Origin of the sequence: Rhodococcus sp. NPDC080181, from assembly GCF_040702225.1 — a bacterium.
Taxonomy (GTDB): domain Bacteria; phylum Actinomycetota; class Actinomycetes; order Mycobacteriales; family Mycobacteriaceae; genus Rhodococcoides; species Rhodococcoides fascians.
The window spans coordinates 23,856-38,642 of sequence record NZ_JBFBKN010000008.1 but is presented as its reverse complement, the minus strand read 5'-3'; the positions used below and the strand labels follow the sequence as shown (position 1 = coordinate 38,642).

14 protein-coding genes are annotated in these 14,787 nt (G+C 66.3%); 10 read left to right on the top strand and 4 right to left on the bottom strand.

Annotated elements, in window-relative coordinates; translation table 11 throughout:
• Nucleotides 1-81 precede the first annotated feature (81 nt).
• Entirely contained in the window at nt 82-942 is an 861-nt protein-coding gene (locus AB0O58_RS11855; RefSeq protein ID WP_032388212.1) for a dienelactone hydrolase family protein, read from the bottom strand.
• Between the two features lie 99 nt (nt 943-1,041).
• Between AB0O58_RS11855 and glmS the strand changes: the two genes are divergently transcribed.
• From glmS to tsaD, 8 genes are all read left to right on the top strand, one after another.
• Entirely contained in the window at nt 1,042-2,904 is a 1,863-nt protein-coding gene (glmS, locus tag AB0O58_RS11850) for a glutamine--fructose-6-phosphate transaminase (isomerizing) (RefSeq protein WP_363797611.1), read from the top strand.
• A 52-nt stretch (nt 2,905-2,956) separates the two neighbouring features.
• Nucleotides 2,957-4,390, top strand: coding sequence for an NAD(P)H-hydrate dehydratase (locus AB0O58_RS11845; protein ID WP_363797609.1), 1,434 nt, complete (start codon nt 2,957-2,959; stop codon nt 4,388-4,390).
• A gap of 95 nt (nt 4,391-4,485) precedes the next feature.
• On the top strand, nt 4,486-5,670 hold the full coding sequence (alr, locus tag AB0O58_RS11840) for an alanine racemase (protein ID WP_363797607.1): 1,185 nt from the start codon (nt 4,486-4,488) through the stop codon (nt 5,668-5,670).
• A gap of 3 nt (nt 5,671-5,673) precedes the next feature.
• Entirely contained in the window at nt 5,674-6,687 is a 1,014-nt protein-coding gene (locus tag AB0O58_RS11835) for an alpha/beta hydrolase (RefSeq protein ID WP_027496355.1), read from the top strand.
• A 49-nt stretch (nt 6,688-6,736) separates the two neighbouring features.
• Nucleotides 6,737-7,207 carry a tRNA (adenosine(37)-N6)-threonylcarbamoyltransferase complex ATPase subunit type 1 TsaE gene (gene tsaE, locus AB0O58_RS11830; RefSeq protein ID WP_283348309.1) on the top strand — a complete coding sequence of 157 codons (471 nt, stop codon included), beginning with the start codon at nt 6,737-6,739 and terminating at the stop codon, nt 7,205-7,207.
• Between the two features lie 124 nt (nt 7,208-7,331).
• Entirely contained in the window at nt 7,332-8,006 is a 675-nt protein-coding gene (tsaB, locus tag AB0O58_RS11825) for a tRNA (adenosine(37)-N6)-threonylcarbamoyltransferase complex dimerization subunit type 1 TsaB (protein WP_206498600.1), read from the top strand.
• The gene (rimI, locus tag AB0O58_RS11820) at nt 8,003-8,491 is read left to right on the top strand and encodes a ribosomal protein S18-alanine N-acetyltransferase (RefSeq protein ID WP_027496358.1); all 489 of its coding nucleotides are present in this window, start codon (nt 8,003-8,005) and stop codon (nt 8,489-8,491) included. Before tsaB ends, rimI begins: the two co-directional genes overlap by 4 nt.
• Entirely contained in the window at nt 8,488-9,525 is a 1,038-nt protein-coding gene (gene tsaD / locus AB0O58_RS11815) for a tRNA (adenosine(37)-N6)-threonylcarbamoyltransferase complex transferase subunit TsaD (RefSeq protein WP_283542213.1), read from the top strand. Before rimI ends, tsaD begins: the two co-directional genes overlap by 4 nt.
• Here the strand turns inward: tsaD and AB0O58_RS11810 are convergent.
• Nucleotides 9,510-11,195 (bottom strand): Hsp70 family protein, encoded by a 1,686-nt coding sequence (locus tag AB0O58_RS11810; RefSeq protein WP_363797605.1) that lies wholly within the window; start codon nt 11,193-11,195, stop codon nt 9,510-9,512. The genes tsaD and AB0O58_RS11810 overlap by 16 nt on opposite strands.
• A gap of 522 nt (nt 11,196-11,717) precedes the next feature.
• On the opposite strand from AB0O58_RS11810, the gene groES reads away from it, so the two are divergent.
• Together groES and groL are read left to right on the top strand one after the other, a co-directional pair.
• Nucleotides 11,718-12,017, top strand: a complete 300-nt coding sequence (gene groES, locus AB0O58_RS11805; protein WP_008718149.1) for a co-chaperone GroES — start codon at nt 11,718-11,720, stop codon at nt 12,015-12,017.
• Between the two features lie 98 nt (nt 12,018-12,115).
• On the top strand, nt 12,116-13,729 hold the full coding sequence (gene groL / locus AB0O58_RS11800) for a chaperonin GroEL (RefSeq protein ID WP_027496360.1): 1,614 nt from the start codon (nt 12,116-12,118) through the stop codon (nt 13,727-13,729).
• Between the two features lie 79 nt (nt 13,730-13,808).
• Here groL and AB0O58_RS11795 read toward each other — a convergent pair whose 3' ends face one another.
• Nucleotides 13,809-14,102 (bottom strand): WhiB family transcriptional regulator, encoded by a 294-nt coding sequence (locus AB0O58_RS11795; RefSeq protein ID WP_027496361.1) that lies wholly within the window; start codon nt 14,100-14,102, stop codon nt 13,809-13,811.
• Between the two features lie 207 nt (nt 14,103-14,309).
• On the bottom strand, nt 14,310-14,543 hold the full coding sequence (locus tag AB0O58_RS11790) for a hypothetical protein (protein WP_322544466.1): 234 nt from the start codon (nt 14,541-14,543) through the stop codon (nt 14,310-14,312).
• Between the last annotated feature and the right edge of the window lie 244 nt (nt 14,544-14,787).

Sequence of the window (14,787 nt, the reverse complement as noted above, 5' to 3'; positions counted from 1 at the left end):
GCACGGCGCACCACACGTCGAACCGGACCCCGACGAGCAACCCCGATCGTGGCTGGTGTGACGACGCCGAACCCGGAAGGGTCAGCCGCGTCCCAGTAGAGCCTTGATCGAGGCGGTCGCCTTTGGCTTGGGCTGCTCGGTCAGCGGCGCGTGAGGATCGACAGCACGGGTGCCGGCGATGTCGCCGTTCGTTCCGGCCAATTCCTCGTAGTCGGAGTCGCCGGTCAGGTGGTAGAGCAGAAATGCGGTCAGTGCAGCGCGGGTGCGTTGCTGGGTCTTGCGGTCGGAGCTGTTGACTCCCAGTGCGCGGAGCATTCGCCGGCCTTCGACGAATCCGTCTGCCGTCGAGCCGTCGATCCGTCGGAGGACGGACGGTCCGTGCCAGGCCTGGGCGAGAGCCAGTGAATTGTCGTTGAGCGAATCTGCGTTCGAGCTGTCGCCGACGACCAGTCCGGGCACGTCGAGGCCTGCGGCGGCGTCCTCGGACGACGGTGCCGTCGGTGCCGGAAACAGGGCGGCGACCGCTTTGACATCCGGTCGTCGGGAGGCAGCGAGTACGGCGGTCCCGGCGCCCATCGCGTGACCGACTGTGGCCAGATTCTCGGGATGCACGCTGATGTTGCCCGAGCCCAGGCGAACGCCGGTCATGATGTCGAGCACAGTGCCCAGGTCGGTGGCGAGTCCGCGGTGCGAGGGCACGAGGCCACGCTCGGTGTCGGGTGCTGCCACGACGAACCCCCACGACGCCAGGTGCTTCAGGGTGTCGGTGTAACTGCCGGGGCGGAGCATCCAACCGTGCGCGAACGCCACACCGGGCAGGCCGAAGCCCTCGGCCGGGGTGTAGACGACGCCAGGTTGCCCGGCCAGGGCCAGGTTCCCTCTGAGTACCTTGTGCGGGCCACGCTTGGAGAGAGCAGATGCCAGCTTCTTCGGTTTCGCCACGAGAGATGACGCTACCGAATGTGCTCGGGTATGGGGACGCCGGACACGGCGACCTGAGCGAATGGGTCGTGCGCGTCGTGCCGAGTACCCTGATGCACCATGTGCGGAATCGTTGGATATGTCGGCCACCGCCCAGCTTTGGGTGTGGTGGTCGAGGCGCTTCGGCGTATGGAATATCGGGGCTACGACTCCGCAGGAATCGCGATACTGGACGGCGCGGGCTCTACCGCGGTGGAGCGCAAGGCCGGGCGTCTGGCAAACCTCGAGGCCGAACTGGACGACATCGGCACCGATACGTTCGTCGGGACCACCGGCATGGGACACACGCGGTGGGCGACCCACGGGCGTCCGACCGACCGCAACGCTCACCCACATCGCGCCGCGTCCGGAACGGTGGCGGTGGTGCACAACGGCATCATCGAGAACTTCGGTCCGCTGCGTGCCGAACTCGAAACGGCGGGTGTGGAGTTCCTGTCCGACACCGATACCGAGGTCGCTGTCCACCTCGTCGCTCGGGCATACGCGGACGGGCCTACTGCGGGCGATTTCGTGGCCAGTGCGAAGGCAGTGCTGCGTCGCCTCGAGGGTGCGTTCACGCTGGTCTTCACTCATTCCGATCACGCGGACACGATCGTCGCCGCGCGTAGGTCGACCCCTCTGGTGCTCGGAGTCGGCGACGGCGAGATGTTCCTCGGGTCCGATGTCGCTGCGTTCATCGAGCACACGCGCGACGCCGTCGAACTCGGGCAGGACCAGGTCGTCGTCATCACGGCCGATGGCTACGACATCAGCGATTTCGACGGCAACGAGGCGCAGGGGCGTCCGTTCCGGATCGATTGGGACCTCGCGGCCGCCGAGAAGGGCGGCCACGACTACTTCATGCTCAAGGAAATCCAGGAGCAGCCCGCCGCCGTGGCCGACACGTTGCTCGGCCACTTCGACAACGGCCGGATCGTGCTCGACGAGCAGCGTCTTTCCGATCAGGAACTGCGTGACGTCGACAAGGTGTTCGTCGTCGCTTGTGGCAGTGCCTACCATTCGGGTCTGCTCGCCAAGTACGCCATCGAGCACTGGACCCGGCTGCCGGTGGAAGTGGAACTGGCCAGCGAGTTCCGCTATCGCGACCCGGTACTGGATCGGTCGACCCTGGTCGTGGCCATCTCGCAGTCCGGCGAGACCGCCGACACCCTCGAAGCAGTGCGGCACGCCAAGGACCAGAAGGCGCGCGTTCTTGCGGTGTGCAACACCAACGGCTCGCAGATTCCCCGCGAGGCCGACGCAGTTCTGTACACGCGTGCAGGTCCGGAGATCGGCGTCGCGTCGACCAAGGCGTTTCTCGCCCAGGTGACCGCGAACTACCTCGTCGGCTTGGCTCTCGCTCAGGCGCGCGGCACCAAGTACCCGGACGAGGTGGCGCGCGAGTTCGCCGAACTCGAAGCGATGCCGGAGTTGGTGCAGCGGGTGCTCGAGACGGTCGAGCCGGTGCGTGCGCTCGCGCGCGAGCTGTCGACGTCGTCGACCATCCTGTTCCTCGGTCGACACGTCGGTTACCCCGTCGCACTCGAAGGCGCGCTCAAGCTCAAGGAGCTCGCCTACATGCACGCGGAGGGATTCGCCGCCGGTGAGCTCAAGCACGGTCCGATCGCGCTGATCGAGGACGGCGTTCCGGTCATCATCGTCATGCCGTCGCCCAAGGGCCGTGCGGTGCTGCACTCGAAGATGCTCAGCAACATCCGCGAGATCCAGGCCCGCGGCGCTCGGACGGTCGTCATCGCGGAGGAGGGCGACGAAGCGGTCCGGCCTTTCGCGGACAGCCTCATCGAGATCCCGGCGGCGTCGACACTGCTGCAGCCGTTGCTCTCGACGATTCCGCTGCAGGTCTTCGCAGCCGAGGTTGCTCAGGCACGCGGCTACGACGTGGACAAGCCGCGAAATCTGGCCAAGTCCGTCACGGTCGAGTAGAAGGACCGGCGGGGCTCGACACACACGACGGCACGAGCGGGAGGACCTCGGCATGCGCGGCTACTACACACCCGAGCAGATCAGGAACGCCGAGGCTCCGCTGCTGCAATCGTTGCCCGACGGCACGTTGATGCGCCGCGCTGCGTACGGCTTGGCCTCGGTGGTGGCGCGCGAGCTCTTCTCGCGAACCGGCGGCGTCGCGGGGCGACGAGTACTGATACTGGTCGGATCGGGAGACAACGGCGGAGACGGCCTGTGGTCAGGTGCGTTCCTGCGCAGGCGCGGCGTCGCGGTGTCCGCGCTGCTGCTCGATCCGGACCGTGTGCACACCGAAGGTCTTGCGGCCCTGCGAGCCTCGGGGGGACGGGTCGTCACGGAGCCGGACGATCCGGACCTCGTCATCGACGCCATCGTCGGGATATCAGGGAAGGGTCCGCTACGTCCCCACGCTGCCGGGATGGTCGACCGGATCACCGCGCCCATCGTCTCCGTGGACATCCCCAGTGGCGTCGATGCAGAAACCGGTGAGGTGTCGGGACCGGCGGTGACCGCCGATGTCACCGTCACGTTCGGCGCTCGCAAACCGGTGCACGTGTTGGCCGTACCTCGTTGTGGCCGAATCGACGTGATCGACATCGGGCTGACCCTGCCGTCGCCCGAGATCGAGTCCTTCGAACCGGCCGACGTAGGCCGAATCTGGCCGATTCCCACCGCGTCGGACGACAAGTACTCGCAGGGAGTCGTCGGCGTGTTGGCCGGCAGTGCCACGTATCCCGGGGCTGCGTTGCTGTGTGTCGGCGCAGCCGTCGCCGCCACGTCCGGGATGGTTCGGTACGTGGGAAGTGCCGGCGCAGAAGTGGTCTCGCACCACCCGGAGGTCGTCGTCGCACCGGATCTGGATGCAGCGGGGAGGGTGCAGTCGTGGGTCGTCGGCCCCGGCTTCGGCACGGACGACTCCTCGGCGGACATCGTGCGTCGAGTTCTCGAATCGAATCTGCCGGTGGTCGTCGACGCCGATGCATTGACGATCCTCGCGGACAACGAGCAGTGGGTCGTCGATCGCACTGCACCGACGCTGTTGACCCCGCACGCCGGGGAGTTCGCCCGCCTGACCGGATCGGAACCCGGTCCCGACCGCGTAGCGGCCGTACGAGGCCTCGCCGCTCGGTGGGGCGTCACCGTGCTGCTGAAGGGCCGCGCGACGGTCGTCGCCGACTCGGACGGCACCGCGTTCGTCAGTGACGCGGGCGGATCCGCCGCGTCCACCGCCGGATCCGGGGACGTGCTGTCCGGCGTCCTCGGTGCCCTACTCGCAACCGGAATGGCACCGTCGACCGCGGCCGCGTGCGGAGCCAAGGTGCACGCACTGGCCGCAGCCCATGCCGCGCACGGAGCCGATGGCGAATTCGCCGCCCCGATCTCGGCGACACCGTTGTCGAACAGCCTGCGAGAAGCCATCCGGACGGTCCGCTCGGTCGCTGTCTGAGCTGCACCGGGCTCGCCGGCCGATCTGCCGGTGTGTCCATGAGTTGTGCCACCTGATCCGTGGTGTGTGCGGCAGGGATGGCACTATCGAATGTTGTGACTATCGGTAACGGCGACGTGGAGACCGATCCGCGGACGGATTCGGGTGCTCTGGCAACCGTCGATCTCGATGCCGTGGCCCACAATGTCCGGGTTCTGCAGGAATTCGCAGGCGACGCCGCCGTGATGGCCGTCCTGAAATCCGACGCCTACAACCATGGGGCAGCCCCCGTGGCACACGCTGCCGTCGCGGCCGGCGTGCACGAATTCGGGGTCACGACGATCGGCGAGGCCCTGGAACTGCGCGCAGCCGGAGTCACCGTGCCGGTGCTGGCGTGGCTGCACCGTGCCGATTCGGACTTCGGTGCTGCGATCGCCGAGGACATCGGAGTCGGGGTGTCCACGGCCGGCCAGCTGAACTCGGTCATCGCCGCAGCCAGGCGGACCGGTCTCACTGCCGACCTCTCGCTCAAGATCGATACCGGCCTCAATCGCAACGGCGTTGCGCGGGCGGACCTCGACGTCGTCCTGGATGCCACCGCGTCCGCCGTCGCCGAGGGGTCCGTGCGATTGACGGGGATGTTCTCGCATCTCGCCTGTGCAGACGAACCGAATCACCCGGCCAACGACGCCCAGGCAGAGCGGCTCCGCGACGCTGTTGCCCGCGCCGGCCGGCGCGGTATCTCGCCGGCCGTCGTGCACCTGTCCAACTCGGCGGCAACGCTGACCAGGCCGGACCTCGGTTTCGACATGGTGCGTCCGGGTATTGCGCTGTACGGCCTGTCGCCGGTGCCCGATATGGGAGATTTCGGCTTGCGTCCGGTCATGACATTGTCCGCGCAGGTGGCCCACATCAAGAAGGTGAACCGAGGTGAATCGGTGTCGTACGGATACACCTGGACAGCTCCGACCGACACCGTGGTCGCACTGGTGGCGCTGGGTTATGCCGACGGGGTCGTACGCCGACTCAGCGGTCGTTTCGAGGTGACCATCGACGGTCGTCGCTACCCGTCGGTGGGGCGCGTGTGCATGGACCAATTCGTCGTCGATCTCGGCGGCGACAGCTCGGGTGTCGCCATCGGCGACGAGGCGATACTGTTCGGGCCGGGGGACAGCGGAGAGCCGCACGCTCAGGATTGGGCGGATGCGCTCGACACCATCGGCTACGAGGTCGTCACCGGCGTTCGTGGACGTGTTCGACGTCGTTTCGTCGGCACGCGCTCAGGGGAGGCGACGAAGTAGGCCATGCTGGGATTGCTGGAGAGTCTTGCGATAGTGGTGCGGGAGACGGCGTTTCGATCCAACAAGGATCCGCTGGCGACCGAGAATCTCGACCTGATGGACGCCGATCGAGGCAGTATCGTCACGGCGGACGACGGTGTTCCGCTGGCGGTCCGTGAGGTGGGGCCGGCGGATGCACAACTGACCGTCGTGTTCGTGCACGGATACTGCCTGCGCATGTCGTCGTGGCATTTCCAACGACGTGCGCTCGAACAGCAGTGGGGTTCGAGCGTGCGCATGGTGTTCTACGACCAGCGCGGTCACGGCCGCTCCGGGGTGCCCAGTGCAAGCAGTTGCACCATCGGTCAGCTCGGCCTCGACCTCGACGCGGTCATCCGTTCGGTCGTGCCCAAGGGACGCATCGTTCTGGTCGGGCACTCGATGGGCGGCATGTCGATTCTCTCCATGGCGCGACAGCGGTCGTCCGTCGTCCGGCAGCGAGTGATCGGTGCCGTGCTGATCTCCACTACGGCTGCCGGCCTCGCACAGACGGGAGTCGGCCGCAGCCTGCAGAATCCGGCAGTCGATGCTTTTCGACTGGCTGTACGCACGTCACCCGGCCTGGTGCAATTCGGGCGAGGAGCGGTGCGCGCCATCATTTCACCGGTGCTGCGCGCGGCCTCGTACGGAACGCGGGTGTCTCCTCGGCTGGTGGCATTCTCGCAGTCGATGATCGACGACACCTCCGTTGTCACCATCGTGAATTTTCTCGAGACCCTCGAACTGCACGACGAGTCGGCGGCTCTGGCGGAATTCGAGAACATTCCGGTGTCGGTGGTGTGCGGCGACGAGGACTGGATCATTCCCTTCGCAAGTTCGGAGGCACTCACCGACGCTCTGCCGAAATCGGAGATGGTGCGGGTGCGTCAAGGTGGGCACCTGGTGCAGTTGGAGTTCCCCGAACAGGTCAACGGTGCGATCCTTCGCCTGGTGGCGCGAGCATCGGAGCCCAAGAAGAAGCGGTGGGGCGTTGTCTGATTCCGAGAGTCCACCGAACTCCCGGCTCGACCTGCCCGTCGAGGCCGAACTGGCGACGGCGACGGACACGGCCGAGTTCGGTGTTCGGCTCGCGGACATTCTGGTCGCCGGCGATCTCGTCGTACTCGACGGTCCGCTCGGTGCAGGGAAGACCGCGATGACCAAGGGGATCGCGGCGGGTCTCGGGGTGCACGGTCGCGTCACCTCACCGACGTTCGTCATCGCCCGCGAGCATCGACCAGGCGTGCGCCCCAACGGTTTACCGCCTGTCGCCCTCGTGCACGTCGACGCCTACCGTCTGGGTATGACGGGGCAGTCCGCGTTCGACGAGCTGGACGCGTTGGACCTCGATACCGATCTCGAGCACGCCGTCGTCGTCGTCGAGTGGGGCGAGGGCGTGGTGGAGACCCTGACGGATCAGCATGTCTCCGTGCGCTTGTCACGCGATCCGGAATCGGACGTCCGAAGGGTGAGTGCTCGACGGGTGAATGGCGATGCGCTCGGCCGCCCACCCGAGTGAGCACCGAAACCCGGCGCGCCCGTAACGACACTCGACGAAGCGTGCGATGCGGGTATCCCGGGTTCGTGGTGCCGCGGCTACGGGAGTGCTGGGTGCGGCCACCGGGCGGGTAGCCTTGATCCTCGTGCTCGTACTTGCCGTGGACACCTCGACCCCTGCCGTCACCGCAGGTGTGGTGCGGTTGTCCGACTCCGCTGCCGACGGGGCCGATGTCACCACCGTCGCCACCCGCATCAAGGTCGACGCGCGATCGCACGCCGAGGTTCTGACTCCCCACATCCTCGAGTGCCTGGCCGAGGCCGGCATCGTGGCTACCGATCTGGCGGCCGTCGTCGTGGGAGTGGGCCCCGGTCCGTACACCGGCCTGCGGGTGGGGATGGCGACCGCGGCCGCATTCGGTGATGCGCTCGGACTGCCGGTCCACGGTGTCTGCAGTCTCGACGCGATCGCGGCGGACGTCGACGAATCCGGTTCGCTGTTGGTGGTCACGGACGCACGTCGTCGTGAAATCTATTGGGCACGTTACGAAGCCGGGGTTCGGGTAGCGGGCCCCGACGTGATCGCTCCGGCGGAACTGGAGCACGGAGGTGTCGACGCTGTTGCCGGTTCCGCGTCGCATGCCGCACTGTTCGGGTTGCCGGTGCGTGACGTGCAGGCCCCGTCCCCGGCAGGTCTGGTCCGGGTGGCTGCCACCGACATCGGCAGCGGGACTGTACCGGGACCGCTCGTTCCGCTCTATCTGCGGCGCCCGGACGCGAAGACACTCGCCGAACGGGCTGCGGAGAAGGCCGCGCGATGACGGTGACGATCGAACCGATGACGGTGCACGACTGCGCACGATGCGCGTATCTCGAGACGGTGCTCTTCGAGGGTGACGACCCGTGGTCGGCAGACGCATTCGTGGCGGAACTGGCTGCGCCGCACAATCATTACGTCACGGCGAAGGAGGCCGGCGAGATCGTCGGTTACGCGGGAATCTCTCTGCTGGGGCAACCGAGCCGCGGCGCATTCGTCGCCGGTGAGGCCGAGGTGCACACCATCGGTGTCGATCCCGCGCACCATCGCCGGGGGATCGGCGGACGACTGTTGAGCGAATTGCTGCGCGTCGCCGACGATCACGGTGGGCCGGTGTTTCTCGAGGTGCGCACAGACAACGACCCGGCCATCGAGTTGTACCGACGTGAGGGCTTCGAGATCGTGGGTACCAGGGCGAAGTACTACCAGCCCAGCGGAGCCGATGCGTTCACCATGCGTCGGCCGGAGAAGACGGAGGCTGCCCGATGATCGTCATGGGTATCGAAAGCTCCTGCGACGAGACAGGAGTCGGCATCGTCCGCTGGCGCGACTCGGGTGTGTGCGAGTTGCTGGCCGACGAGGTGGCATCCAGTGTCGACGAGCACGCCCGGTACGGCGGAGTGGTACCCGAGGTGGCGTCGAGGGCCCACCTCGAGGCCATGGTTCCGACGATGCGCCGCGCTCTCGCCGCCGCCGACATCGATCGTCCCGACGCGGTCGCAGTGACCATCGGACCAGGCCTGGCCGGCGCCTTACTGGTCGGAGTTGCCGCTGCCAAGGCCTACGCAGCGGCATGGGACGTCCCCTTCTACGCCGTCAATCATCTGGGCGGCCACGTCGCGGTCGACACCCTCGAGCACGGTCCGATGCCGTCGTGCGTGGCACTTCTGGTCTCCGGCGGACATACTCATCTGTTGCACGTCGACGATCTGTCCAAGCCCATCGCGGAGCTGGGTACCACTGTCGACGACGCGGCCGGTGAGGCGTTCGACAAGGTGGCCCGCCTGCTCGGTCTGGGCTACCCGGGCGGTCCGGCGCTCGACGATGCGGCGCGCGAAGGCGATCCGACTGCGATTGCTTTTCCCCGCGGAATGACCGGCCCACGGGACGCTCGCTACGACTTCTCGTTCTCGGGGGTCAAGACGGCCGTCGCCCGCTTCGTCGAGGCACGTCAGCGGGCCGGAGATCCGATTCCGGTCGCCGACATCGCGGCGTCGTTCCAGGAGTCCGTTGCGGATGTGTTGACGATGAAGGCGGTACGCGCGGCGACCGACGTGAACGTCGACACCCTCGTTCTCGGTGGAGGTGCAACGGCCAACTCGCGGATTCGCTCGTTGATCGAATCACGGTGCGCGCAACAGGGTTTGACGCTGCGAATTCCGAAGCCGCGGCTGTGTACCGACAACGGTGTCATGATTGCCGCCCTCGGTGCTCACCTGGTTGCCGGGGGCGCGGCACCGTCGGCTCTGACAGCGGTGACGGACCCCGGCCTGTCGGTCGCGACCAGTCAGGTTCCCGGCTGAGCGTCCTGAGGGGGCTCGGAGGTTCGCGGCGCTGCCGTGTCCGGTGACGTCCGGGGCTCGACGCTCTGACCGGATACAGCAGGTGGTGGTGACCAGACCGTCGGCGGAGCGGTCAATTCCGGAGTGGAATCCGAGCCACGGACGACCGTCGTGGGAACGGTGATCGATCCGGTCGGGACTTCCGAGCTTTCCGGAACCGACCCTGCCGAGGGTCGAGGTGTCGGTCCTGGGCTGAGCTCGATCGGGCCGGACGGCGTGGTGGGTTCGGAGGTCTCACCCGGGGCCGGGGTCGGCTCGACAGGCGAGCTGGTGGTCGGCGCGGGCGTCGTCGTGGGCTCGGGCGAGACCGGCGTCGACGGCTCGACGGTGACGCTGGTGCCCGCGTCGGGCGACGACGACTCCGGTGCCGGATCCATGGGCCAGTCGATCCGCGGGAGGTCGGGAGCAGGTCGCAACGTCGGCGTGGTGGTCGGTGCGGAGGACGCGGGGAGTCGGGACGTCGGACGCGAGGAATCGGCTGTGGTCGCTGCGGGGCCGATAGGGTCAGCCGAGTAACGGGTCGAAGTCGGCGTATCGCTCGGCGAGTAGCCCTCGGCTGCGGGTCGTCCTGCGTCCCCGGCTGCGACGGGTTCGGTGGCGCTACCGGCAGGGGACACGCTGGGGTCGTCTGCCGGGGTCATCGTCTGCAGCCCGTAGGCGAGGACCAGCCCGCCTGCGACGACGGCCGCCGCGATCGCACCCGAGTAGCGACCCATCCGGCCCGCAGTCCGGCGTGCGGCCGAGACCAGGGGGTAATCGTTGTCGGTCACCGATGCGGCGACGACGGCCGCGCCCACAGCCAGCACGGCATCCGGCTCGGGGAGACGAACGATGCGTGCATGGAACGTGTCGGTCAGAGACGTGGCCAGCAGCGGGATGTGGGCACCGCCGCCGATCAGCACGATGGCCTCGGGTTCGTGGGTGCTTTCGTCGAACACGCTGCGCACGAACTGCGCTGCCTCGTCGAAGAGGGGCGATGCAGCGGTCTCGAATGCAGCGCGGCTCACGGTAAGCGGTACACCGCTGTATCGCTCGATGCGTGCTTCGTTCTCGTGTGAGAGCAGTTCTTTGATCGCCCGGTACCGCGCCGATCCGATTCCGCGGTCGTCGCGAATGTCGTCTCGCAGATTGTCGAGCGTCATGTTCTGAACGAGGTCCTTGACCAGTGCGTCGAGAACGACGCCGCCGATGGCCTCGGATCGGCCGTAGGACAGAACGACACCGTCGGTACGGCGGGCCACGGTCACCGACAGTCCACTGGCTCCCAGGTCCACCAGGGCGATGGTGTCGTACCCGTCGACCAGACCGGTGGTGGCCAAATGTGCCGACGCGGCGGCGGCTTCCGGAACGAGCCGAACGTCTCGCGTGGTGTGCGCGAGTGCAGCGCGGATGCGCGCCGCGTGTTCTTCGGTTCGGAAGGTGACTGCGATGGAATCGGGCTGCCGGTCGCCTGGAACGAGGGACGCCATCAGCTCGACCGCGGACGTCACGAGATCAACGACATCGATCTTCGCCTGGCGATCCGCCGAGACGGTGCGGTATTCGACTGCATGGCTGCCGTCGGATTCGACGGTGACCAGGGCTGCGCACACGCCCTCGGATCCGGTGGATACACCGACTCCTACCCGCATGGTGTACCTCCGCCCCGTTGTCCGTGTGTGGGAACCGTTCGGTTCCGCCGATGTGGTGCAGTGCCTCTTGTCTGTCGAGTCGTGGCACGGCTGTCGATCGTTATCGTTCGGACAGCTCCGTTATCGTAACGTTACCGATCCCGTTGCGCGACCGTAATAATCTGCTCGGTCGGTTACTTCGCAGGCTCGGGTGCGGCCTCACCTGCACCTTCGGCAGTGTCGCGGCGTCGAGAAAAAAAGTGCGGAAATCCCCGTGTCGCGTGCCGAGGCGACCGGTGCGGGTCGGGTGGAAGTGCGATCCGGCCGAGTCGGTCGCCCGAACGCAAGCCTGGCGAACCCAGCCCTTGAGTGCTGGCACTCTCGTGTATAGAGTGCTAGTTGGCACCGAGCGAAGTCCCGGCACCCGCGACGACGGGACCGAGTTTCGTGCCGAGTTTGTCAGGACCGCACGAGAAGTACTTACACACAGCTGTCCGGGGATCCGACCCCGGACGCGTACCCCATAACTTTGGAGGGCTCAACGTGGCGAGCGTGAAAATCAAGCCGCTCGAGGACAAGATCCTCGTCCAGGCCAACGAGGCCGAGACGACGACCGCCTCCGGTCTGGTCATCCCCGACACAGCCAAGGAGAAGCCCCAGGAGGGCACCGTCGTCGCCGTTGGCGAAGGCCGTGTCACCGAGAAGGGCAACCGAATCCCGGTCGACGTCAAAGAAGGTGACACCGTCATCTACAGCAAGTACGGCGGCACCGAGATCAAGTACGCCGGCGAGGAGTACCTGATTCTGTCGGCACGCGACGTGCTGGCAGTCATCGCCAAGTAGGCCACAACGCATCCCGCCCCGGAATCCGATTTCAGTGTCGGTCCCGGGGCGGAGTGCGTTCGATCGAGTTTCTTTACTCGAAGGAGTAACACCGAAACATGGCAAAGCAAATCCAATTCAACGAGGAAGCACGCCGCTCTCTCGAGCGCGGCGTCGACAAGCTCGCCGACGCAGTCAAGGTCACTCTCGGACCGCGTGGTCGCCACGTCGTCCTCTCCAAGGCCTTCGGTGGCCCCACGGTCACCAACGACGGTGTGTCGATCGCTCGTGAAATCGACCTGGAAGATCCGTTCGAGAACCTCGGTGCCCAGTTGGTCAAGAGCGTCGCCACCAAGACGAACGACGTCGCAGGCGACGGCACCACCACGGCGACCGTTCTCGCACAGGCTCTCGTCCGCGGCGGACTGAAGAACATCGCCGCCGGAGCCAACCCCATCGCGCTGGGCACCGGCATCTCCAAGGCAGCGGACAAGGTTGCCGAGGCACTGCTCGCCGCCGCCACCCCGGTCGAGGGCAAGCAGGCCATCGCTCAGGTTGCGACCGTGTCCTCGCGGGACCCCGAGATCGGCGAACTCGTCGGTGAGGCGCTCACTCGCGTCGGTGCAGACGGCGTAGTCACCGTCGAGGAGTCCTCGACTCTGCTCACCGAGCTGTCGGTCACCGAGGGCGTCCAGTTCGACAAGGGCTACCTCTCGCCGTACTTCGTCACCGACGTCGACACGCAGGAAGCTGTGCTCGAGGACGCCTACGTCCTGCTGTACCGCGAGAAGATCACCTCGCTTCCCGACTTCCTTCCGCTGTTGGAGAAGGTTGCCGAGAGCGGCAAGCCGTTGCTGATCATCGCCGAGGACACCGAGGGTGAGGTTCTGTCGACTCTGGTCGTGAACTCCATCCGCAAGACGATCAAGGCCGTTGCCGTCAAGGCTCCGTTCTTCGGCGACCGTCGCAAGGCGTTCCTCGACGACCTCGCAGTCGTCACCGCAGGCCAGGTCATCACTGCAGATGTCGGCCTGAGCCTGAAGGAAGCCGGCCTCGAGCTGCTCGGCCGGGCGCGTCGCGTCGTCGTCACCAAGGACGAGACGACAATCGTCGACGGCGCCGGCTCGCAGGACGACATCGATGCCCGCGTCGGCCAGCTTCGTCGCGAGATCGAGAACACCGACTCCGAGTGGGATCGTGAAAAGCTCGAAGAGCGGCTCGCGAAGCTCTCCGGCGGCATCGCCGTCATCAAGGTCGGTGCCGCAACCGAGACCGAGCTCAAGGAACGCAAGTTCCGCGTCGACGATGCAGTTGCAGCGGCCAAGGCTGCAGTGGAAGAAGGCATCGTTCCCGGCGGTGGCTCCGCTCTGACTCAGGCCGCGTTGTCGCTGGCCGACGATCTCGGCCTCACCGGTGACGAAGCCACCGGCGTCGCAGTGGTGCGCACTGCACTGAACGCACCGCTGTTCTGGATCGCCACCAACGCCGGCATCGACGGTTCCGTCGTCGTCAGCAAGGTGGCCGAGTTGCCGAAGGGCCACGGTTTCAACGCTGCGACCCTGACGTACGGCGACCTGCTTGCCGACGGTGTGGTGGATCCGGTGAAGGTGACCCGATCTGCCGTGGTCAACGCCGCATCCGTCGCGCGCATGATCCTGACGACGGAGAGCTCCATCGTCGAGAAGCCCGAAGAAGAATCCGAGGCCGCAACCGGCCACGGACACGCTCACTGATTTTCGGGTAGTACGACGAAACCCCCAACCCGAACGGGTTGGGGGTTTCGTCGTGTGTGCAGCTGTGAATGTCGTGTGCTCAGACCGCGATGCGACGGCGGTTGTGCCGGGCGTGCAATTCGCGCTCCGTCTCGGACATCCCTCCCCAGATGCCGTACGGCTCGCTGACGTTGAGTGCGTGGGTGCGGCACTGAGCGAGTACCGGACAGCTGCGGCACATCTCTTTGGCGCGCATCTCTCGCTGTGCTCGCGCCCGACCCCGCTCGCCGTCGGGGTGGAAGAACATGGACGAGTCGACGCCACGGCACAAGCCGTGCATCTGCCAATCCCAAATATCGGCGTTCGGCCCAGGGAGGTGATTCGGCTGCGGCATGGAAACTCCTAGGGTGGTGTGGCTTCGACGGATTCGTGATCCGAACAGCGACAACGTTATGTGGGTCGACGAAATCGAGTCAATAGAGCTCGATCGTGGGCAAATGCATAGCGGGAGGGCGAAGAATTAACACGCTCGATATTTACTTCGAGCCGCTCTCATGTGTGCGCCTCCGGTTGAGAAATCGGCCGAGTCGGGAGACGATGCTCATGGCACGACGCGGCGCAGGATCGACGGTGACGTGTCGGCGCGAGCCGGTGCCGCTCCGAATTTCACCGCGCGTTTCTCGAAGACCTGCAGCTCGAAGGTGTTGTCGCAGAGCGTCGAGCGGTGGCGGGCCGGGTTCGGCGTCGCTGCACGAGCGGCCGAGCGGATCGAGCGAGGAGTCGGTCGTTGTTGCCGAACGATTCCGATCGGCGGTGTCGAATGTGCCCGACGCATTCTTCTCCGACTCCGATAAACGACCCGCCGTTTAACCCATTCGCCACACAGCGTTCAGACAACTGTTTCCGAAACAACACCTATTCACATTGTTAATTCTGTGAAAACTGCAGCGGCGTCCTGAAAGGTCGTCGTGAATGCGACAGCCGTCCGGCGCGACATTCGCATTCGTCGTTGCGTGTCCGTCGTTCTCGGTCGGCCGACTCGCGTGCCTGCAGTCCGTCCGTGGCCATACCCTGACGTC